The following is a 24,816-nucleotide window of genomic DNA, read 5'->3' as shown; positions in this document are numbered from 1 at the left end:
TTCTATAACTTATTGAACCTCTACTACTTACTAACTCCCCCCTTGAGGGGGGGTAGGGGGGATGTTTTGAGAATCTGTAAGTTATAGAGCTTGCGAAACTTAAATTAAGACTTATACAAAGAAGCTACACTGCATAAACACACTAATTCTCCCCTCCTTCGAAAGGGGCTAGGGGAGGAACTAAGGGGATTTTGAAAAACAGCTTGCGAAACTTGAGTAAGAGAATATTAGAAATAAAAATATTTGAAAAAAATTTGGTGGTCTAAGAAAAAAAATATACTTTTGTGTCATGAAAAACTGATGCTTTTTTATCTTGGAAAAAAAACCATTAAAACTATATACCAAATGGAATATCGTATTGAAAAAGACACCATGGGTGAAGTGAAAGTGCCTGCCGATAAGCTATGGGGGGCACAAACAGAACGTTCTCGTAACAACTTCAAAATAGGGGCGCCTGCCTCTATGCCTAAGGAAGTGATCTATGGCTTTGCCTACTTAAAGAAAGCGGCCGCCTATGCCAATTTCGAGTTGGGCGTACTCTCCGAAGAAAAACGAGACTTAATAGCTAAAGTATGTGACGAAATCTTAGAAGGCAAATTGGACGATCAATTCCCTTTGGTCATCTGGCAAACAGGCTCTGGTACTCAGTCCAATATGAATGTAAATGAGGTGATCGCCAACCGCGCTCAGCTTCTGGCAGGGAGAAAAATAGGCGAAGGAGAAAAAGTGCTCCAGCCCAATGACGATGTGAACAAATCACAGTCCTCCAACGACACCTTCCCTACTGGTATGCATATCGCAGCCTACAAAATGGTAGTGGAGACTACCATCCCTGGTCTTGAAAAACTCAAAAATACCCTACAGAAAAAATCAGAGGCTTTCAAAGATGTGGTAAAAATAGGACGTACCCACCTTATGGACGCCACTCCCCTTACCCTCGGTCAGGAGTTCTCTGGCTATGTATCCCAAATAGAACATGGTATCAAAGCACTGAAAAATACCCTTGCACACCTAAGCGAATTGGCCTTGGGTGGTACTGCTGTAGGTACAGGTATCAATACGCCTAAGGGATACGATGTGGTGGTAGCCAAATATATAGCTCAATTCACTGGGCTTCCTTTTGTAACGGCTCAGAACAAGTTTGAAGCCTTGGCCGCTCACGATGCCATGGTAGAGTCTCACGGAGCGCTCAAGCAAATCGCCGTATCACTTAACAAAATAGCCAACGATATCCGCCTTATGGCCTCTGGCCCTCGTAGTGGTATCGGGGAAATCTTGATTCCTGCCAATGAACCAGGTAGCTCTATCATGCCAGGAAAAGTAAACCCTACTCAGTGTGAAGCTGTTACGATGGTTGCTGCTCAGGTGATGGGTAATGATGTAGCCATCAGTGTAGGGGCTACCCAAGGGCATTATGAACTAAATGTGTTCAAGCCTGTGATCTGTGCTAACTTCCTACAGTCCGCCCGCCTTATCGGGGATGCCGCTGTAAGTTTCGAAGAGCACTGCGCTTCAGGTATTGAGCCTAACTATGCACGTATCAAAGAGTTGGTTAACAATAGCCTAATGCTTGTTACCGCCCTTAACACCAAGATAGGCTACTACAAAGCGGCTGAAATCGCCAATACCGCTCATAAGAATGGCACAACCCTACGCGAAGAAGCAATCCGCTTGGGCTATGTAACCCCAGAGGAATTCGATGCTTGGGTGCGCCCTGAGGATATGGTAGGAAGCCTTAAGTAATTAGTAAACAAATAAATATATTTAAATAAATATGGCAAGTACAGCTGATATTAAAAAAGGATTATGTATCCGTTTCAACCATGACATTTACAAAATCATCGAATTTCTCCATGTGAAGCCTGGGAAAGGGCCTGCTTTTGTGAGAACAAAACTCAAGAGTGTTACCACAGGAAAAACCATTGACAACACTTTCTCTGCCGGGCACAAGATAGACGATGTACGTGTGGAGACACGTTCGTTCCAATATCTCTACCCAGAGGGCGAAGAGCTTGTATTCATGAACGTAGAGGACTTTAACCAAGTGCATATCCGCCGTGATATGTTGGACTACCCAGACTTACTCAAAGAAGGGGAAGTGGTAATGATTATATTCAATGCCGAAGATGAAACGCCCCTTTCAGTGGAGATGCCTGCCAATGTGATTCTTACTGTAACTCATGTAGAACCAGGGGTAAAAGGAAATACAGCTACCAATGCCACCAAGCCTGCAACGGTAGAGACAGGTGCTATTGTAAATGTACCGCTCTTTATCAACGAAGGAGACCGTATCAAAGTAGAAACTGAGAAGGGTACCTACGTAGAACGTATGAAGGACTAGTTTTCCTCCCTTAGCATAAGAGAACCTTTGAGCCATAGTGGCTCAAAGGTTTTTTCTATTTTAAGAAAAGTGTCATTTTCTCTTCTTCTTTCTCTCGCATCTGTTGGGATTCTTCGTCGGTTTTATCCTTATAGCCACATAGGTGCAGGATTCCATGCGCCATTACCCTGAGTAGCTCCGCGGAGAAATCCACCCCATAGGACTGGGCATTCTCCCGCACGCGATCTATAGAGATATAGATGTCACTTGAGAGCAGGTTATCCTTGCCATAGTCAAAAGTAATGATGTCCGTCAAGGTATCATGCTGCAAATAATCTACATTAATCTTGTGCAAGTAGGTATCATCGCAAAAGATATAGTTGATATCCCCTTCTTTTTTGCGTTCAGAGGCAATGATGAGTTGCACCCAACGACGGAAATCGGCTTCTTCCTGTGGCAATTCAAAAGGAAGCTCATAAAAAAAATGTATCATATAGTATAAAAGCGATTTTTCTAAAGCAAAAGTATAAAAAAAGTCTGAAAAGAGACTAATTTATTTTTCTAAAATAGCGGCAATATTACGTAAAATATCTTGTAAAGAAATGGTTTTTATGGATTTTTCATAACCTTCGGGATATTTGTTTCCAAAAACTGAAGTAGGCACCAAGGGGTACTGACGGCGGTCGGCCACAAGGCAATACTCCTGAGGCTGTCCGTAGGGGGCAAAACCAGCATAAGGGTGTGTAACCCCCCATAGGGTGAGGGTGGGCACCCCATAGTTGGCCGCCAAGTGGGCATTGCCACTGTCCATAGCCAGCATAAGGTCTAAGTGGGCGATCAAGGCCAACTCCTCCGCAAAGGTAAGCCTGCCTACCATGGGTTCTACATTGGGATAAGTGGGCAAGGTATCCACCAATGCTTTTTCTCTTGCTCCCCCACCGAAAATAAACAGTTTGCTCTTGGGATAGCACTCGGAGAGTGCTGCTATAACCTCTTTCATTTGTTCAAAAGGGTATTCCTTGCCCTTGTGAGAGGCAAAAGGAGCAATACCTATATTGGTATCAGCACTTAGTAGCGCCTTAATCGGCTCTGTAAGGGCTGGCTTGGGGGAGAAATAGTCCTTATCCCATACAATGGGGTAGCCTAAGCGCTCGAATACCGCTGCATACCGCTTATAAGAAGGTAATAGAGGTGTAAAAATCTTATTTTTACTACGGGTGAGTGCTTTCTTTTCTCGTCTGCCCTTGTCTATTTGCACAAAAGGAATAGCAGTAAAGGAGAAAAAAAACTTTAAGATATTTGTCCTGAGTACATTGTGCAAGTCGGCCACTTGGGTAATCCCCTGCCCTCTCAATGCCCTAAATAACCGATAGAGGCCTCGGATGCCCTTGTGAGCACCCTTGGTATCTATAGGAAAAACCGTGGTGCGGGGCAGGTGGGCAAAGAGGGGTGCAAAGAGCGGGCGGGTAAGGATGGTAAGTGTAAGCTGTGGGTACTGTGCAGTAAGTGCATTGAGCATAGGCAAAGAGATTGCCACATCGCCCATGGCAGAGAGACGAATGACCAGCAAGTGGTCGGAGGCGTTATTTTTCATCGGCTGAGCGGATTTCAACTAAGATAGGACAATGGTCACTGTGCTTAGCCTCTGGCAATATAGCGGCTCTTACCATACGAGAGGCCAAGGGCTTGGCTACCAAGCAGTAGTCTATACGCCAACCCTTGTTATTGTTACGGGCATTGGCACGGTAGCTCCACCAAGAGTAGTTATGCGGTTCTTTGTTAAAAAAGCGAAAGCTATCCACAAACCCACTCTTGAGAAAGTCGTCCAGCCACTTGCGCTCCACTGGCAAGAAGCCAGATACATTGGCATTGCGGACAGGGTCGTGAATATCAATCGCCTCATGACAGATATTGTAATCCCCACAGATAACAAGGTTGGGACGCGTCTGCTTGAGTGTATTGATATACTGCTGAAAATCAGCCATAAACTGTAGTTTATGATCCAATCGGTCAATATTTGTTCCTGAGGGTAAGTATAGGCTCATAACCGAGAGGTCGCCATAATCAGCACGGAGGATACGCCCTTCCTTGTCCATATAGTCTATTCCTGAGCCTATTTCCACATGAGTAGGCTGGATCTTGGAGAGAATTGCCACTCCGCTGTATCCTTTCTTCTCAGCCGAGTGGAAATAATGATAGGTGTAGCCTGCTGCCTCCAAAGGAGCCAAGCCTATTTGGCTTTCCAAGGCTTTAATTTCCTGCAAGCAGATCACATCGGGACTAGCAGCAGAGAGCCACTCCACGAAACCTTTGGTCATGGCGGCACGAAGTCCATTTACATTATAAGAAAATATTTTCATAAGACAATTTATTCATTTGTTAATTTGCTGACTCAAATCTCGCAATTTGTTTTTTGTAAATAATTAACGTGAATTCAACGCAAGCAAAATTATATTTTTCTCCCACAAAGCCAGCGAGTGCTCACAGCTGGGTATGTGAAACACGGATTTTCACAGAAAGAATGATATAACAACCCTCTTTAGCCACAAAAGGTATAAGTAGTATAAAAGAAAGATTCCTAAGATTATTATATCAAATATAGAGGTTTGTTCGCCTAATAATTGCCAGCGATTGCGGAAGCAAAAGGTTGCGAAAGAATAGTACCATAACAACACTTATAGGCGGCAAGAATACCGTAATACCAAATAGAACAGCTAATAATAAAGGATAATCTTTAAAATAAATCAGTCCCCCTGCTCCAAAATGGCTACCTATATAGACTTCGTCATAGGAATTAGGGTTATTTGTTCTCTTTTACGCCTATAAAAATAGCTACTTCAGAAGCATCTCCTTGCTGAGACTTCTCGGTGTAGCGTTCATAGTCATATACATAAGTACGATTGAGCGTGGCGTCATGATCCCAAATATATTGCCACATCGCCCCTACTGCCTGAGGCATGACACCTTTGGCTACAAACTTTTGAAAGGTTTGCTGAGGGAACTCCCTGCCCTCTAAGCCGTCGGGAATCGTGCTGAGCGTGGTAACTTCCACTCCTATCATACAAGTGTAAGGCTCAGTATAGTCCTTCTGGTAATCGGTGTAGATGCTGTAAATAGCATCGCTTACCTTATTGGGAATTTTTGCCAAAAGTTGCTCACTAAAAAAGCGTTGCCAAAGGTTCCCGATGTCTTGCATCGCTTGTCCGTTCTGATTGGTAGTGCGTACGCTGATTCCTATGATTTTCATTTTCTTTGTATTTGAATAATTTTTAACAAATTCTCTTTTAGCTTCTTACTAACTTGCCGATATTCTCTAAAAGTTAGTTTTTTTACCTACGAAATGCAATCCGAAGAGCAAATTTGTGTTACTTAATGATGTGTTTTCTCTTTAACAACAAAAGATATAGGTAGTATAAAAGAAAAATCCCTAATATGACTACATCATATATAGAGGTTTGCTCCCCTAATAATTGCCAACGCTGACGAAAGCAAAAGGTATAAACGTCTAAAAGCAACATTGCTACAAGTGCGCACATCATTATAGAAGTGGCGACCTTTTTGCGAAACAACAACACCGTAATAACACTTATAGGAGGCAAGAATACGGTAATACCGAATAAAATAGCTAATGCCAAAGGATAATTTTTGAAATAAATCAGTCCTCCTGCTCCAAAATGGCTGCCGATATACGCTTCATTGTAGGTCATTGTATGACAAAAATCATTGATACCTACGCAAGTAATCAGTAAAAACAATACGCTAAAGATCCAAATAGTAATATTCTTTGTCATTTTCTTTTTATTTAAATAGTTTTTAATAAATTCTCTTTAACTCCTTACAAACTTGCCGATACTCTCTAAAAGTTAGGGTTTTTCTTCCTTTTAATTAAAATACCCTACCTCTCTTGTTTTATAAACACCCTTTACGATCTGCCAACAAACATCATAGCCCCCTGCTCCTGTACCATTTTGAGCCTCTATATAGATAATATCGTCTTCTTTGTCATAATAAACGGATGTTTCACTAAAGGCAGGTACATACATATCACTATAAGCACTTTTAGGAATATTCACTTGTTTGCCATTAATACTCACCACAAAATTCTTATATTCCGTCTCTGGCTCAGAGCCATCAGTTCCTTCAAAAGGTTTTCCATCTATTTTGTATTCGTAATGGTCGCCTTTGTTTTCTTTGGTAAAGGTATGTTTTTTCTTATCGTATTTTTGAGCAGTAAGCTCTACACGAATTCCCATACCTGAAAAAGTAATGGCATTATCGCTTTCTTTTTCTTTCTTAATGGAAAGAAATGTATAAGTAGGTTTCAGTCTGCTGTTATGAATATACCCTTTATCTATGTAATACCACTTACTTATATCTTCATCAGCATGAAATATATAAACAAGTTTATTATTAGGGAGTGTCCCCAGTATTTTACTTTTGACGCTTTCCTTTTCACGGATATTTACATAACCATCTTTGTCCTTTACCACAAAGAACTGACCAAAGGCACACTGAGAAATTAATAGAAATAAGAATACCATTCGCTGCATAGTCTATTTTTTTTGATTGTTCAATTAAATAAAAAAATCATCAATATTTATTTCATTAGAGGTGTACTCATTCCCATATAAGTCCTTAACTACAGCTCTTAGAGTAGCACCTTTGCCTTTTAGTCTTGCTAATTCGTTTATTTTATCCCATAAATGGTAAGATATTGTATCCTTATCTTCTTCTATAAAGCTTACATCCCTAACATGTACAGGATTTTTCAATTCAAATATTGTTTTTTCAGCTCTTGGCTGAAGAATTTCAAAGATAGGTTCGCTAAATTTGCTATATTCCTTATCTGTATCGCTTATAATGACATTTATTACCCAACTAGGGATTTCATCAGGCGAAAATTCTTTGAAACTTGTTAGAGATACTTTTGTCTTTTCCATAGTTTAATCAATACTAAATTTTCAAAAACAAGGACTTATTCTTGAATTTTTCGAATGAAATAAATCTTGTTGCCATTTTCTTGTCTTTTTTAATGGTTAAACAAATAATTTTAGTATATTTCTACTTTATATTGTGTCCTACGGACTTAATTTTGGTTTCTATTGAGTTAATATTAGTCTTTTTGGGGTTGATATTGCAATATTCGGGGTTGATGTTAAATTGTTTAAAATAAATACACTATTTTTTCCTTACTAAAGTGTCAGCAACTTTATCAACTACCTCTCCGAAAAAATCATTTATACCATTTACATCTTTATGAGACATATTTTTATTTCCTGAAATAGGATTTCTATAGACATTATATACTGAACGAAGAATTAATTGATCTTTATTCTCTTCTGTTTTTAAAATATCAGCATAAGCCTTTATTGTTAAAGCAGTAGCAGATTTGAAAGCATACTCTTCTTGGTAGTTTCTTTCTTTATTATATTGAGCAATTGTATAATATAATAGAAAAAAGAAAGGAATAGTTTTTATGAAATTTACAACTATTATTTCCCAAGAATATGTTTTAGGTATTTCACCTAACCAACCAAAAATATTAGTAAAAATAGCTAACACAATACCAAAAGTTAATATTCCTATAATAATTACTGCCCATTTCCAAAATTCAAGAGGTCGATTTAGTTCTGTTTTTCGTTGTTTGAATGTTTCAAATAATGAAGCTCCTACTTCTCTTCCTATAAGAGCATCTAAATATTCATTTCTTTCCTCAAAATAATCTTCTTTATCCTTTACAAAAGAAAGACGCTTTTCAAATTCATCATTTTGAGACTTATAAAGTTTATTTTTTTCTTCAAGTTGTTCTAATAATTCTGTATAACTATCTTTAAGACCAGTAAATGTAGTTTTTGATTCTTTGTTAAGGTTTTCTATTCTCTCTTTTTCCTTTTCAACTTGTTCTAATATACTATCTATTTTGGCTTTATTTACATTCGAATCACTAAGTAAATCTGCTATTTCTTTAGCATCATTTCTTGCGCTAGTAAGATTAGCTTCTATTCCTCTTAATTCTGTTTGTTTTTGAGAATAATAACTATTAATTTCCTCGGTGGCAGATTTAATATTTTCTAATAATTCATCATAATGAGCCTTTAAATTATTCAAATTAGTCTCTAATAGAGATAATTTATTATTTCTTTCTGAGAAATCTATCTCTTCAAGAGGGTAAAATTTGTATTTTGATTTATCATAAAAACCATTTTGTAAAGTATATTGAATAAGCCAAAATAAAAATTTTTCAGCATCTGATAATTGATTATTGACTATATATGATTTTAAATTATTTATAACTTGATGTAAATTATATTGTCCTACATCAGGTATATTATAATTATATGGCAAAATAAATCCCTCACGATCAATCTCCTCTCTTATTTGTTTTAAAACTCTTTTTGTCAAAGAAATAAAATACCCAATATTTAATTGATCAATCTGTATCTTACTTATATTTTGCTCATTTTTATAGAAATTAGCTATTGTTTTATCAATATCCAAAGATAATAGTTCTTCTATGGAATTAGTTATTGAGACACACTGATTTAAATTCATCTTATACTTGGTTTAATTCTTCTTTTATCTAGCCAAAACTATTTACTTTTTTAGATTTTGGAAAAAAACTCTGGCAAAGCTCATCTAATCTCCTTTTATACAACGAACTTTGCCAAAGTGTTATTTGTCACTGGTCACTAGTCATTGGTCACTACCCTCGGTACATTTTCTCCCTCAATTCTTGAATATTCTTGTCGTCCATATACTCATCAAAGGTCATATAGCGGTCTATGATGCCACTGGGGGTGAGCTCGATGATACGATTGGCAACGGTTTGTGAAAATTCGTGGTCATGGGTGGTAAAAAGCACAGTGCCTTTGAAGTTCTTTAGCGAGTTGTTGAAGGCGGTGATGCTCTCCAAATCCAAGTGGTTGGTAGGTTCGTTGAGCATTAGCACATTGGCGCGCAACATCATCATACGGCTAAGCATACAGCGCACTTTCTCGCCTCCTGAGAGCACTTTGCAGTTTTTGAGGGCTTCCTCGCCACTGAAAAGCATCTTGCCCAAGAACCCGCGTACATATACTTCCTCGCGCTCTTCCTCTGTTTTTGCCCATTGGCGCAACCAATCCACTAAAGAAAGATCTTGAGTGAAGTAATCGGAGTTATCCACGGGTAGATAGGACTGTGAGGTGGTAATCCCCCATGCAAAGGTACCCGCATCAGGCTTGAGGTTGCCGTTGAGAATCTCATAAAAGGCAGTGGTGGCACGCGAATCTTTAGAAATCACGGCTACTTTGTCGTCTTTGGCCAAATTGATATCCACATTCTTAAACAATACCTGTCCGTCCACAGACGCAGCGAGGTTTTCCACATGTAGGATTTGGTCGCCCGCCTCACGGTCGCGGTCAAAGATGATGGCAGGATAACGACGAGAGGACGGTTTGATTTCCTCAATATTGAGTTTCTCCAACATCTTCTTACGAGAGGTTGCCTGTTTTGATTTGGCCACATTGGCACTAAAGCGCGCGATAAACTCCTGCAACTCTTTGGCTTTCTCTTCCGCCTTTTTGTTCTGCTGGGCACGCTGACGGGCTGCCAACTGACTACTTTCGTACCAGAAAGTATAGTTACCCGAATAATGATTGATTTTTCCAAAGTCAATATCCGAGATATGGGTACAAACAGCATCGAGGAAGTGGCGGTCGTGGGAAACGACAATCACTGTATTTTCATAATTTGCCAAAAAGTTCTCCAACCAGCCGATGGTCTCAAAGTCTAGGTCGTTGGTAGGCTCGTCCATGATTAGTACATCGGGGTTGCCGAAGAGGGCTTGTGCAAGAAGTACACGTACTTTGAGCTTGCCGTCCATTTCGGACATGAGGGTATAGTGCATATCCTCGGAGATACCCAAGTTGGAGAGCAGAGCGGCCGCATCGCTCTCAGCATTCCATCCGTTCATCTCATCAAACTGCATTTGTAGCTCACCAATACGTTCGGCATGTTCATCGGAATAGTCTGCATAGAGGTCGTCCATCTCTTTTTTGATTTTGGAGAGGACTTTGTTGCCCATAATCACGGTGTCAAGTACCGTATAGTCGTCATAGGCATAGTGGTCTTGTTCGAGTACCGACATACGCTTGCCAGGTTCGAGGATGACACGCCCAGAAGTAGGTTCCTGCTTGCCTGAAAGGATTTTCAAAAAAGTAGATTTGCCTGCTCCATTGGCACCGATGATGCCGTAGCAGTTGCCTTGTGTAAAGGTTACATTGACCTCATCGAAGAGGACGCGCTTGCCGAATTGTACGGATAAATTGGATACTGATAACATTGTTAATGATTAATGTTTAATGATTAATTGTTATTTAAAGATCTACGGTAAATATAACGTTGAGTTGCTTCTCTAAAGCATTTTTATAGAACTCTAAAAGTCCTTCGCTCCAGCCTAACAAATAGTTGAGATTGTCCTCATCTTTGGGAAGCGTATATTCTTCTTCAGGGATTTTATCAAAATTATTTTTGAGGGTCTCTTCAATAGGATTTTCTTGAATATAGTTGACTATTTCTTTGATTTTTTCAGGAGTTTTCAAGAAGATCACATTATCATCTTCATCTAAAAGAAGTTCTCCTCCAAAAATAATGTCGGGGGCTATTCCCTCTTCTTTATACCAATCTCCCTCACAAAGACAATAATGGATTCCTTCCCACGCTTTGTCTAGTTCAAAGGCTTCGGGAGTATCAAACAGTTCTTCTTCTATTTCTTCAAGCATATAGTCGTACATCTGGTCTATATCTTGTGCTTCTAATTGGGCTAACACTTCATCAGTGATGGCGTAAAGCATTCCTAATCGTGCCATAAGGTATTGTTTTAAAGTGCAAATATACGGATTTTTTTTGAGTGAATTGTGAAAAGTAAATAGAGAAAAATCCCTACTGATACTACCTTTGAGATAGTATGAGTAGGGAAAAGTAAAAAAATAAAACTTATTTCACGGCCGCTACTATCAGTGCCATGGATTTTTCTTTGTCAAAAGGATCTTTTTTGAAATTACCATATAGGTTAATGGCTTGAAACCCTATTTGAGTAAGCCACTGGGTAAGCTGGTCGGCGAAAATAGGTTGCAACAGCTCTTCATTCTTAATAGTATCGTCCAAAATGGTCTTGAAACGGATTTTTCCTTCCTCATTGAGGTAGTAATAGCGCTCAAACTTCACCTTATCGTTTTCTATCAGTGGTAGGTTACCGAGATAATCTCCCTGTTGTTGGGCAAAATATTTTTGAAAATTGACCAATTGTAGGACGAGTTTGCCCCCTTGGGTGAGTTGTCCATAGGCTTTTTGTAAAAAAAGCTGTACAGAAGTCTTACTATCGAGGTGTGGGAGTGTATTACCTATACAAACAATGTTGTCAAACATAGGAAGCTCATCAATAGCAAGCATATTGAGTTGCTGTACAGTAACGCCTTTTTCGGCCGCTTTGGCAATCAATCGTTCACTGAGGTCTATGGCGGTAACCTCGTAGCCTTGTGAGCTAAGATAAGCGGTAAGGTTGCCTGTGGCAGCACCTACATCAAGGATCGTTTTGCCATGGAGTTCGCTGGCAAAGAATGTCTTATGTGCTGGAGATAGCGGAAAGATAAAATCATATTTTTCCGCAATCTGGTTGTAAAATTGGGACATGACTATTAATTATTAATTGTTAATTGTCAATTGTTAATGATTAATGACCAATGACAATAATACCTATGGGCATTAGTCATTGGTCATTCATCATTTATTATTAGCTAAAGGCTATTTGATATAGAGCCATCCAGCTTTTTGTTGTTTTTGGTTCTGGCCGTCGGTGTATTCTAAGACGTAATAGTAAGTTCCTTGTGGTAGCTTACCGTCTTTGTTTACAGTAGCGCGTCCAGTAGAGATGCCCTTGAATGGATCTGTATTGGTGTAGCCGTCTTTCTCATATACCAAGACACCGTAGCGGTTGAATATCTTGAGATTGTTGTTAGGATATAGATCAATATTCTTGATTATAAATCCATTGTTTTGGCTACCTTCGTCAGTTGAGATCGCATTATAGAACTCAAGGTCTGCATCATTGGTTATGGTTACTGTTACCCTACCTATCTTCTCTACACCATAAGCATTAGATTTCACCTTGTACTCTATAGTGTAAGTTCCAGAAGGAGCACCCTTAGGTATTGTAATCTGTCCGTCAGCATTGATTGTTACGTCATTAATACCTCCATTATTTACTATTTCCATAGTAACATCGGATGGGCTGATAGGCTGTCCGTCTAACGTACTACCATTCAATACACTATCAGTATGGGTTTCTGATATGGCAGTATTGATAGGCTTGTCTAAGGTAAGTTCCTTAAGGGTCAAGTTAGGTTGTACCGTCACTTTGGCTTCACCTTCTTGGCAACCAGTAGTAGATCCTTTTGGACAAACTCTATACTTGAGAGTATGTTCGCCTACAGGAGCACCTGGTTTTACCTTAATCTTACCTGTAGTGGTATCCAACTCTATCTTACCATCTGCTGAATCAGAGACACTTATTAGAGTGATATCTACAGCTCCTGGTTCAGGTTTTTCCCCATTGAATCTATCATTATCCAAGACACTAGTTTCAGAAGGTGTTTCCTCACCTTCTTTAGAAGGTCTTTCTACAGTAATTGAATCATCAGCAGCTACATATTTAGAAATATGGATCACTACTTTAGCTTCAGCAGTTTGGCTATTATCCTTAGTCCTAATTGTATAGTAATATGTATAAGTACCTTCAGGCAATCCTGGTTTTACAGTAATATACCCATCTTCATTCATTATTACAAGATCATTATCTACTACCAATGGTGCTTTTCTTAGTGTTCGATCCACTGTTACATCATCTGTAGAAAGTTTTGTCTTATCAGCTAACTTATCATTATCAAGGACACTACCTCCTGTAGTAACGCTTGTTCGCATGGTAAATCCTAAGGTATACTCGTCATCTATTGCTTGGAGTGACTGGTTAGGTCTTACCTTGATCTTGTAATCCTTCTCTACACATGTGGCAGGTGTATCCTTGTCACATACTTTTACCCTGATTGTGTAGTCACCTTTTGGCACGTCCTTACCTACAGTTATCTTACCTGTAGTGGTATCTATCATTGGTACAGAGGCACCTGATCGCTTAGGATCAGCAGGGGTCACTACTTGTATAGTAACATCACTTGGATTTGGCTTTTGACCGTTAAGCTTTATGTTATCAGTTACATTACCAATTTCATTAGGTGTGTCACTATCTGAAGGTGTACCAGATATCTCATCATCGGTAACTTCTACCTTGTTCTTCACCACTACTGTTACTATAGCAGGAGTACTTACAGGTGTAGCTTGACCTTTAGGCTTAATAGTATATTTCAACGTATAGGTATCTGCTGGAGCACCAGCTGCTATCTTCACTTTACCTGTAGCGGTATCTATGCTTACCTTATCGGAAGAAGCCTCTACTTGCTCAATATCTACAAGATTTGTGCTGAGCGATCTATTAGAAGCCAATTCGTCATTGGCAAGTATATTTGCCTCTTCTCCTCTTTCATTCTTAGCTACTGTTTCTGTAGCAGACCATTGTTGCTCGTAGTTATCTGCATTGGCTAAGATATGTTCTTGGGCTACTACTACTTTCACAGTACCTTCCTGACAACGATTGGTACCTTTCTCACATACTTTGTATCGGATGATATGCTCCCCTGGAGTTGCTCCGTCAGGGATTACAATCTTACCATTAGAATCTATAGTAGCTCCTGTTCCTCCGTCATCTACGATAGAGATATCTACATTGTCTTTGGTAGCAGGGTTACCATCTACAGTATCATTACCAAGTACATCTACAACACCTCCATTCTTAGGTACAGTGGCATCGGCATCTGGAGTGAGCTGAACACCTGCTGGTACTACTACGTTAATTGTAGCTGTTTGACAGTTAGTAGTGCTTCCTTTCTCACATACTTTATAAGTAACGGTATATTCGCCTGGAGCGAGTCCACCTGGTACGTTGATCTTACCTGTGGCAGGATCTATAGTAGCACCTGTTCCGCCATCATCTACGATAGAGATATCTACATTGTCCTTGGTAGCAGGATCTCCACCTATAGTCACATCGTCAAGTATATCTGCAGAGCCACCTGTCTTAGGTACACGCTTAGGAGTTGGATTAACTACTATATCATTACCTGTTACCTTTACAGTAGCTGTATTAGTTTTACAAGTCTGAGCTGCTCCTGTAGCGTTATCACATACTTTATACACTATGGTATAATCACCTGCTGGGGTTCCTTGTGGCACTACAATCTTACCAGCATCAGTACCTGTGGTGATGAGACTTGGTACGGTTGTACCTGTAGCAGGAGTTACCACACTTACAGTTACATCGTTTGGAGCAGGGTTAGTGGTAGCTCCATTGAAGCGTACATTGTCTAATACATTTCCTATAGGTCTAGGGGTTGCGTTAGTAGACGGCTTACCTGCATAAGTATCATCGTTGCTTACTACCTTATTGGTTACCACTACCTTCACTTCTACTTCATTAGAAACCGTTGTTTGTCCCTTTTCAGTAATCTTATACTTGAGTACATGTTCGCCAGCTGGTGCATCAGCATCCACTTTTACCTTACCTGTGGCAGTATCAATACTTACCTTAGGATCAGTAGTTGCTGTCTGAGCAATAGTTACTAGACTTGTATCAAGACCTGTACGTGCCCCAAGCTTATCGTTAGAGAGTACATTGACATCGTTAGTACCGTCATTTACAAAAGTGGCTGTTGCAGGACGTTCTACCTTATGAGCTGTAAAATCATCGGCTACTGCATCTATAGTATTACCTTGTACTTTTACAGTAATGGTAGTTGTCTGACAAGTTTGAGGTATTGCATTATCACATACCTTGTAGGTTATGTTATAATCACCTGGTTTCACTCCTGCAGGTATTTTCACCTTACCTGTAGTGGTATCAAGCTCTGGTACAGGATCTCCTGCTACTGGTGGCGTAGCTGGATTGATTACTGTAATAGAAACTTGGTTTGGTCCTGTTCCTATAGTTGGTTTTGCTCCATTAAGTTTTGTACCATCGAGTACATCTCCGATTTGCTTAGGAGTAGTACTATCGGTAGAAGGTGTTACAGGATTAGAAACCACATCATTAGGGGTTAGCTCTATCTTGTTGACTACCACGACCTTCACTTCTACTTCATTAGAAGCCGTTGTTTGTCCTTTTTCAGTAATCGTATACTTAAGTGTATACTCACCTACTGGAGTATCAGCATCTACTTTTACCTTACCTGTGGCAGTATCAATAGTTACCTTAGGATCAGAAGTAGCTGTTTGAGTAATAGTTACCACGTTTGTATCAAGGCCTGTACGATCAGCAAGCTTATCGTTAGTAAGTACATTGAGATCATTAGTGCCATCTTTGACAAATCCAGCTGTAGAGGAACGTTCTACCTTATAAGCAGAGAAGTCATCTTCTTCAGCGGTAATAGTATTTCCTTGTACTTGTACTGTAATAGTGGTTGTCTGACAGGTTTGAGGGGTAGCATTATCACATACCTTGTAGGTTATGTTATAATTACCTGGTTTCACTCCTGCAGGTATTTTCACCTTACCTGTAGCGCCATCAAGGTGTGGTACAGGATCTCCTGGTACTGGTGACGTAGCTGGATTAGTTACAGTTACTGTAACTTGGTTAGGTCCTGTTCCTATGGTTGGTTTTGTACCGTTAAGTTTTGTACCATCGAGTACATCACCTATTTCCTTAGGGTTAGTGTGATCAGTAGAAGGTGTTACAGGATTAGATATAACTGCTGTATGGTCAAGTTCTATCTTGTTAGTTACCACTACCTTCACTTCTACTTCATTAGAAGCCGTTGTTTGTCCCTTTTCAGTAATCTTATACTTGACAGTATGGGTACCTGCTGGGGCATTAGCCGCTACTTTCACCTTACCTATGGTTGTATCTATAGTTACCTTAGGTTCAGTGGTATCTGTCTGAGTGATGGTTACCACACCGGTATCAAGACCTGTACGTGTACCTAACTTATCATTAGTAAGTACATTTAGATCATCAGTACCATCATTTACAAAGGCATCCGTATTAGAACGTTCTACCTTGTGAGCTGTAAAGTCATCTTGTACTGCATCTATAGTATTACCTGTTACTGTAAAGGTAACACTATTAGTCTTACAAGTTTTTGCTTCACCAGAAACCTTATCACATACTTTGTATTCGATAGTATAAGTACCTGGTTTTACACCTGCTGGCACTTTTATCTTACCTGTAGTAGTGTCAAGTTCTGGAACTACATCTCCTAGTGACTGAGGGTCAGCTGGATCTGTTACCTCTATAGTAACGTCATTGATTGTAGGTGTGTTACCATTGAGTTTTGTTTTGTCCAATACATCAATTCTGTCGGCAGAGGTATTATCCGTAGAAGGTTTCACTGGTGTAGCAGGGAAAGGATCAAATGTTAGTTTGTTCTTCACCACTACTTTTACTTTAGCCTCACCAGATATATTGGTTGGGTTGATGTTATCCTTAATCTTATATTTCAATTCATATACACCCGCTGCTTTACCAGCTCCTACTTGTACTTTTCCATCAGGCTGGATAGTAATATTAGCCTCTGACTGGGTAGGTTGGATAGTTACTTGAGTGTTATTAAGTCCTGTAGTAGCCCCTAATTTATCATTATCCAATACATTAAGGTCATTATTGCTTGCCGTCTTCACATTTTGTGCAGTATTGGCATTGAACTCTACATCCTTATTATTTATATCATTTTGAGCTATTATTGCATTAGCATTTACTACTACAGTTGCAGTCGCTTGCTTACAAGATCGGGCTGCTCCTGTGGCTGTATCACATACAGTATACTTTATAGTATAAGTACCCGATGGAGTTCCTTGAGGAAGTTTTATCTTACCTTTATCAGCTCCTGATGTTTCAAGGTATGGTACAGTACCACTACCTGCTGTCTGATTTATAGTAATATCCACATCAGTTGGTGAAGGATTGGAAGTTGCTCCATTGATACGAACATTATCCAATACATTACCACCATCGGCAGGCGTAGTAGTGGTAGAAGGTGCTCCACCATAGTTAGCATCATCATTTACCAAGCTGTTGGTTACCACCACAGTCACTGTTTTTTCAGCAGAAGCAGCGGAGGCAGGTTGTCCTTTTTCGGTAATCTTATACTTGACGGTATATACACCTGCTGGAGTATTTGCTTTTACTTTAACCTTTCCAGAATCTGTATCTATAATCACATTTGGATTGGTCACAGTAGGTGTAATATCTACCAAGTTAGTAGTAAGTCCTGTATGGGTACCAAGATTATCATTAGTAAGTACACTTACTGGATTGGTACCATCAGTCACAAAGGTATCCACTGTAGGATGTTCTACCTTGTGAGCAGAGAGATCATCATCAGCTGGAGTGATGGTATTTGATGCTACATTGACAGTAACGGTAGCTGTCTTACAAGTCTTAGCTAATCCAGACGCCTTATCACATATTTCATACGTAATAGTATGATTACCTGGAGTTACTCCTGAAGGAATCATCACCTTACCAGTGGTGGTATCTATATAAGGCTTCTTAGGTGAGCCTGGCGCACTAGGTGTAGCGGTAATCGTTACATCATTTATGCTTGGTGTACTACCATTGATAGTTGTTTGATTCAATACATTACCTATTTCCTTAGGTGTTGTACTATCCACAGAAGGATTTGTAGGTATAGTAATAGGGTTCACCACTACCTTATTGGCTACAGTTACCTTCACAGTTACTGGAGTAGATCCTGCAGATTGTCCTTTTTCCTTAAGGGTATATCTTATGGTATGCTCGCCTGCGGTAGCACCTGGGCCTACTTTTACTTTACCAGTAGCTATATCTATACCTACATTTGTAGGATCGCTAGAGTATACTTCTGTAATCTCTACCACATTGGTATCAAGACCTGTACGTGAGCCGAGCACATCGTTGGTTAGTACATTTACATCATTGGTACCATCGTTTACAAATGTATTAGCCGCAGGTTTCTCTACCTTGATGCTACTATAGTCATCAGCTATAGGAGTAAGGTTGTTCGCTGCTACATTGATGGTAAGGGTCTTTTCCTTACAGCTTTGCGCAGTACCTGTAGCGTTATCACAGATCTTATACTTAATGGTATAAGGACCCGCTGGTACTCCTGCAGGGATTTTGACCTTACCTGTAGTGGTATCAAGGGTTGGTACTGGGTTACTTCCTTGTGGGGTGGCAGGTGTTACTACTGCAATAGTTACTTGGTTAGCACCTGTTCCTATAGTAGGTGTAGCACCATTGAGTTTTGTACCATTAAGTACATCCCCTATTTCGGCAGGGGTATTACCTGTGGCAGGTTTTACACTGCTTGGTACATTACCTGAACCTAATGTCAGCTTGTTCTTCACTACTACTTTCACAGTACTTTCCGCAGAAGAAGGACCACCTCCTTTTTCAGCAATCTTATACTTGAGCGTATATTCTCCTGCTGGGGTATTAGGCGCTACTTTTACCTTACCAGTAGTAGTTTCTATAGTTACTCCTGAGTGAGAGGTATGGGTCTGGGTAATATCTACCAAATTGGTAGTTATAGTTGTATTGCTACCCAAAGCGTCATTGCTTAGTACATTGGCATCGTCAGTACCATTCTTTACATAAGAGGTAGCTGTACTTGAGAACTCTACAGGATTGCTTGAGTAATCATCATTGGCCGATGTAGCAGTGTTAGCCGTAACAGGGATGGTAATGGTAGCTGTTTTACAAGTTTGTGCTGCCTGTTGTCCTGCTGGCAACTTATCACATACCTTATAGGTAATCTGGTGGTTACCTGGTTTGGTACCTACAGGAACGATTACATTACCTGTGGCTGGATCCACATAAGGTACAACTTCGCCTGGGCCTGCAGGAGCAGGAGTTACTACCTCTACTGTAGCATTAGTTATAGTAGGTGTGTTTCCGTTAATCTTCGCCTTATCCAATACATTGGCTATGGTCTTATCATTGCCATCGTTAGGTGTATTGACTGTGGCAGGGATCGTCGCAGGAGTAAGTTCTACCTTATTCGTTACCACTACTTTAGCTGTAGCTTCACCAGAGGCAGTTGTTTGTCCTTTTTCAGTAATCTTATACTTTACTTCATATACACCTGCTGGGGTGTTAGCCGCTACCTTTATCTGACCAGTAGCTGTATCTATATTTACAGCTGATGCTGGAGAGGTTTGAGTGATAGTAACTACATTGGTATCAAGACCTGTACGAGTATCCAATTTGTCATTGGCAAGTACATTTACAGGATTAGAACCATTCTTGACTACTTCTTCCGAGCTAGAGCGTTCTACCTTGTTGGTAGAGAAGTCATCATTTTGAGCCACAATTGTATTTCCTCCTGCTACAGTGATAGGAAGGGTTACTTCCCCTGTGCAGGTCTGTGGTGTTACCTTATCACATAGCTTATACTTAATGGTATAAGTACCAGGTTTCACCCCTGAAGGGATTTCCACCTTACCTGTAGTGGTATTGATACTTGGCACAGGGTCTCCTGCTACTGGTGGAGTAGCATGCTGAGTTACGGTAATACCTACCTGCGATGTATTTGGTTTGTTTCCGTTAAGCGCAGTTTGGTTCAATACATCTCCGACTACCCTAGGTGTAGAAGCATCTACTGAAGGAGTAATAGGTGTCTGTAAGCTAGCTGGGGTAGCAGTCAAGGTATTCTTTACCTTTACTGTTACAGTAGCCACTGCGGACTGGTTGGTTGTATTCTTTTCTTTAATCTTATAAGTAAGGGTATATACACCTGCTGGTGTAGAAGCCGCTACTTTTATTCTACCATCGGACTCTATACTTACATCTGTAGCAGTAGTTACAGGGATGATATCCACTTGGGTAGTGTTAGGTGCTACGCCACTGAGCCTATCGTTGGCCAATACATTGAAGGTAGAACTATCAGCATTCTTGGCATAGGCTACAGAAGTAGCAAAAGTAAGGGTCTCTGGGTCATCATTGTTAGCCTGTATGGTACTATTGTTCACAGTAAGTGCTATAGTAGCTGGAGCACCACATAGGGAAGGATTATTCTTATCACAGATCTTATAAGTAATGTTATAAGTACCTGGCGGAAGCGTACCCCCTGGGATATGTACCTTGCCATCAGAGGTTATAGTAGCTCCTGTACCATTAGCATTGACAATGCTTACCACAGCATTGGCTGTAGTGGCTGGAGCACCATTTACGCTATCGTTAGAAAGTACATTTATATCTCCTCCTGTGCTACGTGCTACGGTTGCTGTATCATTGTTTGCAATGAGTCTGTTGACCGTAATCTTCTTCTTCGCTGTCTTTTGATTACCGAAGGCATCGCGTACAGTAAAGGTTACCTCGAACTCACCTACAGAGCAAAGGTCAGCAGGTTTTGCAGTTGCGTAGTCATTGGTAATGGTAGCTGTACCACAACCTACAGTAGCTGTTGCTGTAGCTGCCCAAGCATTCACAGCCGCATCGGTAGTGGCTGCTGAATCTGCACAGTTGACAGCAAGGTTGGCTGCTGGTGCTGCAATAGTTGGTTGAGTAGTAATATCTACTATATAAGTAACTTTTACTCTATCACTTTCACAACCCTGAGACGTTGCCAAAGCCACCCATTTCTCATAGGTTGTCTTAGCCGTTTTGTTTCTATCTACAGTAGAAGCAGTAGTTGCGTTACCTGTAGCTGCAGCATACCACTTAAGGCTATGACCAGTAGGTACAGCAGAGGTTACCAATGCTGCCATATCATAGTTACCCGTAGCAGGACACTCTGTCTTAGTCTGTACAGTAGGTGCATTAGGTTTAGCCTGTACAGTAACAGCTATCTCCTTACGAGTGCTTTCGCAACCATTAGTAGTTGTCGTAGCCCAATACCTATTGGTTCCTACTGGTATGACTGTTGAAGGCAATACTACATTACCACCATTGGCAGCGTTGTACCACTTGATGTTAGGCAAGGTAGTAAGGTCGCCCACAGTCTTGTTATCTGACTGACAGAAAGTCTGAGAAGTGGTAATCGCTGGCTCAGCAGGGAGATTCTTAGTGAAAGTAAACTCATTGGAAGTAAGAGTATAGTCACAGCCATTGTCTAACTCCACCGTATATCTTACCCTAAAGTGAGTAGTTCCTGCAGGAGCTTGACTATGAACGATCTTCAAGGTCTGAGGGTGATTACTTGGATTGTTGCTATACTGCTGTCCTTTATAGGTTTTCCAAGTATTATCTGTATCTTTGAATTCTAAGTAGTAACCAAAGATATTACCCCCTCTTGCAGGTACATTTTTAATAGTATAACCATCTGCTATTTTTCCTTGGGCACTTACATTGGTAGTTTGTGTACAGTCAGCAGTGGTAACATTAGATGGCTGTGCTGCCACTATAGTAATAATATCCGAAGCTGAAGGAACAATCAGTTTCGCAGGCTCACTATATACTGTTTCTAAAGTATGACTACACTTGGTAAAAGTAAACGCTGCTCTATAGTAAAGTCCATTATCAGAAGCTTTGATCGCATTGAGGGTAAGCCCTGCCTCGGTAGAAGCATCTACCTTTACAGAACCACTAGGCGAAGAAGCCACGGCAGTTACCCAAGAGGCCTCTACAGTAGGAGTCTTAGTTTGTTGCCATATATAGCTCATGCTCTCAGTAGCGGCCACGCCGTCTATCTTAGCTCTGGCTGTAAAGCGTTTTCCAGTCGCTCCTACACAAGTGGCTATCTCTGTTGGATTCTGAGTAACTTTTATTTTCGCAGGATTTAAAGAGGTAGGACAAAGTTCTACCAAGTAACCACCTGCTTGAAATGAAGTAGTTCCTCCCGATATTATAAGTTTGGTAAAAGGCTTATCAGCCGATACCTTTACAATAGCTTGGAAATACTTGCCAGGGATAGAGGTAATTTGGTTTCCACTTTTGGTAATCAAAGAAGCTTCTGCAGTATTATCACAATCTGTTACAGAGAGTGAGAGATTCGCATCAGAACAATCTATAGCAAAGTCGGCAGAATCTGTATGAGTCAAAGTACCCCCAAAGCCTGAAAGCCATACCTGTACTTTAGTAATAGGTTTAGCAAAAGTATAGGTAACCTTGTTAAATCCATCCGTACTCATCACAGGGTGTCCCTCCATAATTGTTGGAGTACAGAAGTAACTTGGATAAGTAGTGGCTGGATAATAGTTTGGAGTTCCCTCCATTGTACGGGTTACTTCTACTCCATTGAAAGTTGCTTTGGCATTGTTCTGCTTTGCAAACTGAGGAGTAGGGTAGCTGGTACAGTTATTGCCCTCGTGATCCACTTCCGCCTTGTAGTGAAGGTTCTCACGTGAGCATAGTCCTGTCTTTTCTACCTTAGTAATGGTTAAGGTAGTTTTGGCCGTTTCTCCATTTCTATTTACAGTCTTCACCCCAGTGGTGGGATCAAGTACTAAGGTCTCAGGAGTGCCTGCATTGATATTATAGGTAACCGTTGCCCCTGGCGTACCCTTAATCGTATAAATGATATTGGTTGCCCCCGTTTCATTAAGGGAAGTAGGAGAAGCGGTAAGTGATGTAATAGAAGGCTTATCTTTTACTGTAAGAGTAACCTCATTGGAATAAGCTGTTCCTGTTACAGAAGGAAAAAGTGAATTCTTATAGACATACTTCACCCTTACCTTAGCATTATTATAATCTGTTGTTTTGAGAGCATCTCCAGTGAAAGTATGTACTGTTCCAGGAGTAACATTGGCCTGAGTTTCCACAGTTACCCAATTGGTAGTACCTGATTTCTTAGCTTCAAGTATATAGTCAAATTTAGCTGTAGAAGCGAAAGCCCCTGCATCTGCTTTTGCCTTGTAGGTAGGAGCCTCCCCCTGACAAACTGTCTGATTAGTAAGATTACTTACTCCTGCATCCAAGACGATAAAATTATCAACATTAGCCTTTGTGATAGAAGATGCGCAAATCTCTACCAAATACCCTAATCCAGAGCGAGTTCCTGAAGGGGTAAGGTCATCTAAGACTATTTCTGTAAAAGGCTTGGTAGAAGTAACCTTAATTCCTACGTCGGTAGTAATCTTTTTATCATCTGCACTTCTTACCTTACCTGAACCACTATTAACAGTCGTTCCTGTAGGCATACAGTTATAGGTTTGGGAAAGAGTCATGGTCCCTCCTCCATTGACAGAAAATTTTACCTCATCATAAGCATCTGCATTGGATTTAGTACTTTCCCCAAAAGCAAATAGGAAAATTTCTGCCGAAGTAACAGGTGCTTTGAACTTATAGGTAAGTTTTCTAGCCCCTGTATCTGACATATAAGGTAAATTATTAGGATAGTTTATACTACTACCACAATAATTTTGAGATCCCAAGTTAGCAAATTGATTTGCATCAAGAACACGCTCTACCTCTACCCCATTAAGGGTTTTAGTTGCCGAAATTGCCCCTGCAAAGTTATTGTTTATATTGGTTGGATTACACTGGCTTATATCGAGTGGCTGAATAGAGTTCAAACAGATCTCCACATAGAATCCATATCCTGTGTTGTCATTTGAGTTTACCAAGATCATTTCATCAAAAGGCTCTGTAGAGGTGATCCCTGCTTTTACATCAGTAACCTTTCCTGATAATGAAGCCAATCGCTCTTTACCATTTTTAGTTGTTTTTGTCGCCCCATTGGCACAATCACTACGTATGGTGAGCTGCGTAGGTACAACGGTTCCATGACTTCTAAGCTCAATGTCCGCATAGTCTATTTTGTTTGACAATTGCTTATACCCAAATTCAGCAAAGAACAGCTCAATGTCTGTTACAGGTTTGCTGAACTTATAGGTGAGTATTCTCACCCTATTGGAGTCCATAATAGGATATCCAGACTTTGCTTTGGTGTTATTCCCACATGGATTCATATCCCCTACGGCATCTGTTCCATCGGAATACTTAATACCTAAGTCAGTACCTACCAGTTTTCTATCGTTCTCTAGGGTACGAGTAACGACTACCCCATTGACAGTGGCTTGACCTACTGTTTTGGCGATTTTACTACCATCAAATTTCACATCCGTTCCTACTTTTGTATAGGACACAGGAGCAGGCATGGAGGGACAGCCCTGCGCCCAAAGTCCTAAGGACGAGAACAGTAGTACTGCAATGGTTAATAGATTAATAATCCGTTTTTTGTTTATTTCTATCATCTTACAATTATTTTAATGATATTTTCGGGTGCAAAAGTAGGACATTTTTTTTAATATCCAATACTTTTTCAAACTTTTTTATCAAAAGTTATTCACCATTTAAGGAAGTTATCCAAAAAAGGGATTTATAAGTATTATTTTTCATGCCTCATTATCAGGTATTTATAATCGTTATAAACTATACAAAACTTCTATCTTTACGCTATTTAGAAAATATATATATTATAATTATTGATAAATAT

Annotated in this window: 14 protein-coding genes; 2 read left to right on the top strand and 12 right to left on the bottom strand. The window is 40.1% G+C overall.

All coding sequences use genetic code 11. The features are described 5' to 3' along the window. Nucleotides 1-345 precede the first annotated feature (345 nt). Both fumC and efp read left to right on the top strand, forming a co-directional pair. Nucleotides 346-1,743 (top strand): class II fumarate hydratase, encoded by a 1,398-nt coding sequence (gene fumC, locus HMPREF1154_RS10605; protein WP_009642591.1) that lies wholly within the window; start codon nucleotides 346-348, stop codon nucleotides 1,741-1,743. Nucleotides 1,744-1,774: 31 nt separating this feature from the next. After that, entirely contained in the window at nucleotides 1,775-2,341 is a 567-nt protein-coding gene (gene efp, locus HMPREF1154_RS10600; protein WP_009642588.1) for an elongation factor P, read from the top strand. A gap of 55 nt (nucleotides 2,342-2,396) precedes the next feature. Here the strand turns inward: efp and ybeY are convergent, their stop codons facing one another. The 12 genes from ybeY to HMPREF1154_RS10540 all read right to left on the bottom strand — a co-directional run bounded on the left by ybeY (nucleotide 2,397) and on the right by HMPREF1154_RS10540 (nucleotide 24,574). After that, nucleotides 2,397-2,813 (bottom strand): rRNA maturation RNase YbeY, encoded by a 417-nt coding sequence (gene ybeY, locus HMPREF1154_RS10595; RefSeq protein ID WP_009642586.1) that lies wholly within the window; start codon nucleotides 2,811-2,813, stop codon nucleotides 2,397-2,399. 60 nt (nucleotides 2,814-2,873) lie between these two features. Next, nucleotides 2,874-3,914 carry a glycosyltransferase family 9 protein gene (locus HMPREF1154_RS10590; protein WP_009642584.1) on the bottom strand — a complete coding sequence of 347 codons (1,041 nt, stop codon included), beginning with the start codon at nucleotides 3,912-3,914 and terminating at the stop codon, nucleotides 2,874-2,876. Then, the gene (locus HMPREF1154_RS10585; RefSeq protein WP_009642589.1) at nucleotides 3,904-4,680 is read right to left on the bottom strand and encodes an exodeoxyribonuclease III; all 777 of its coding nucleotides are present in this window, start codon (nucleotides 4,678-4,680) and stop codon (nucleotides 3,904-3,906) included. The genes HMPREF1154_RS10590 and HMPREF1154_RS10585 overlap by 11 nt, the downstream gene beginning before the upstream one ends. Before the next feature lie 440 nt (nucleotides 4,681-5,120). Then, nucleotides 5,121-5,567, bottom strand: coding sequence for a GyrI-like domain-containing protein (locus tag HMPREF1154_RS10580; protein WP_009642595.1), 447 nt, complete (start codon nucleotides 5,565-5,567; stop codon nucleotides 5,121-5,123). Nucleotides 5,568-5,685: 118 nt separating this feature from the next. Continuing rightward, complete coding sequence (locus HMPREF1154_RS10575; protein ID WP_009642582.1) at nucleotides 5,686-6,111, bottom strand: hypothetical protein; 426 nt, start codon at nucleotides 6,109-6,111, stop codon at nucleotides 5,686-5,688. A gap of 90 nt (nucleotides 6,112-6,201) precedes the next feature. Then, nucleotides 6,202-6,870: an SH3 domain-containing protein gene (locus HMPREF1154_RS10570; RefSeq protein WP_009642585.1), complete on the bottom strand. Its 669-nt coding sequence runs from the start codon at nucleotides 6,868-6,870 to the stop codon at nucleotides 6,202-6,204. A gap of 24 nt (nucleotides 6,871-6,894) precedes the next feature. Continuing rightward, nucleotides 6,895-7,260: a hypothetical protein gene (locus HMPREF1154_RS10565; protein ID WP_009642594.1), complete on the bottom strand. Its 366-nt coding sequence runs from the start codon at nucleotides 7,258-7,260 to the stop codon at nucleotides 6,895-6,897. A gap of 238 nt (nucleotides 7,261-7,498) precedes the next feature. Next, complete coding sequence (locus HMPREF1154_RS10560) at nucleotides 7,499-8,872, bottom strand: hypothetical protein (protein WP_050999717.1); 1,374 nt, start codon at nucleotides 8,870-8,872, stop codon at nucleotides 7,499-7,501. Nucleotides 8,873-9,023: 151 nt separating this feature from the next. Then, complete coding sequence (locus tag HMPREF1154_RS10555; RefSeq protein ID WP_009642592.1) at nucleotides 9,024-10,643, bottom strand: ABC-F family ATP-binding cassette domain-containing protein; 1,620 nt, start codon at nucleotides 10,641-10,643, stop codon at nucleotides 9,024-9,026. Between the two features lie 34 nt (nucleotides 10,644-10,677). Beyond that, nucleotides 10,678-11,169 (bottom strand): YfbM family protein, encoded by a 492-nt coding sequence (locus HMPREF1154_RS10550; RefSeq protein WP_009642587.1) that lies wholly within the window; start codon nucleotides 11,167-11,169, stop codon nucleotides 10,678-10,680. A 127-nt stretch (nucleotides 11,170-11,296) separates the two neighbouring features. Further along, a complete protein-coding gene (locus tag HMPREF1154_RS10545) occupies nucleotides 11,297-11,992 on the bottom strand; it encodes a class I SAM-dependent methyltransferase (RefSeq protein ID WP_009642593.1) in 696 nt (231 codons plus the stop codon). A 111-nt stretch (nucleotides 11,993-12,103) separates the two neighbouring features. After that, nucleotides 12,104-24,574, bottom strand: coding sequence for a gliding motility-associated C-terminal domain-containing protein (locus tag HMPREF1154_RS10540; protein WP_009642583.1), 12,471 nt, complete (start codon nucleotides 24,572-24,574; stop codon nucleotides 12,104-12,106). Between the last annotated feature and the right edge of the window lie 242 nt (nucleotides 24,575-24,816).

The sequence above is a fragment of the Capnocytophaga sp. CM59 genome (assembly GCF_000293175.1).
Lineage (GTDB): Bacteria > Bacteroidota > Bacteroidia > Flavobacteriales > Flavobacteriaceae > Capnocytophaga > Capnocytophaga granulosa.
Note: the sequence above shows the minus strand (reverse complement) of the source record. Positions and strands in the feature narration are given on the sequence as shown.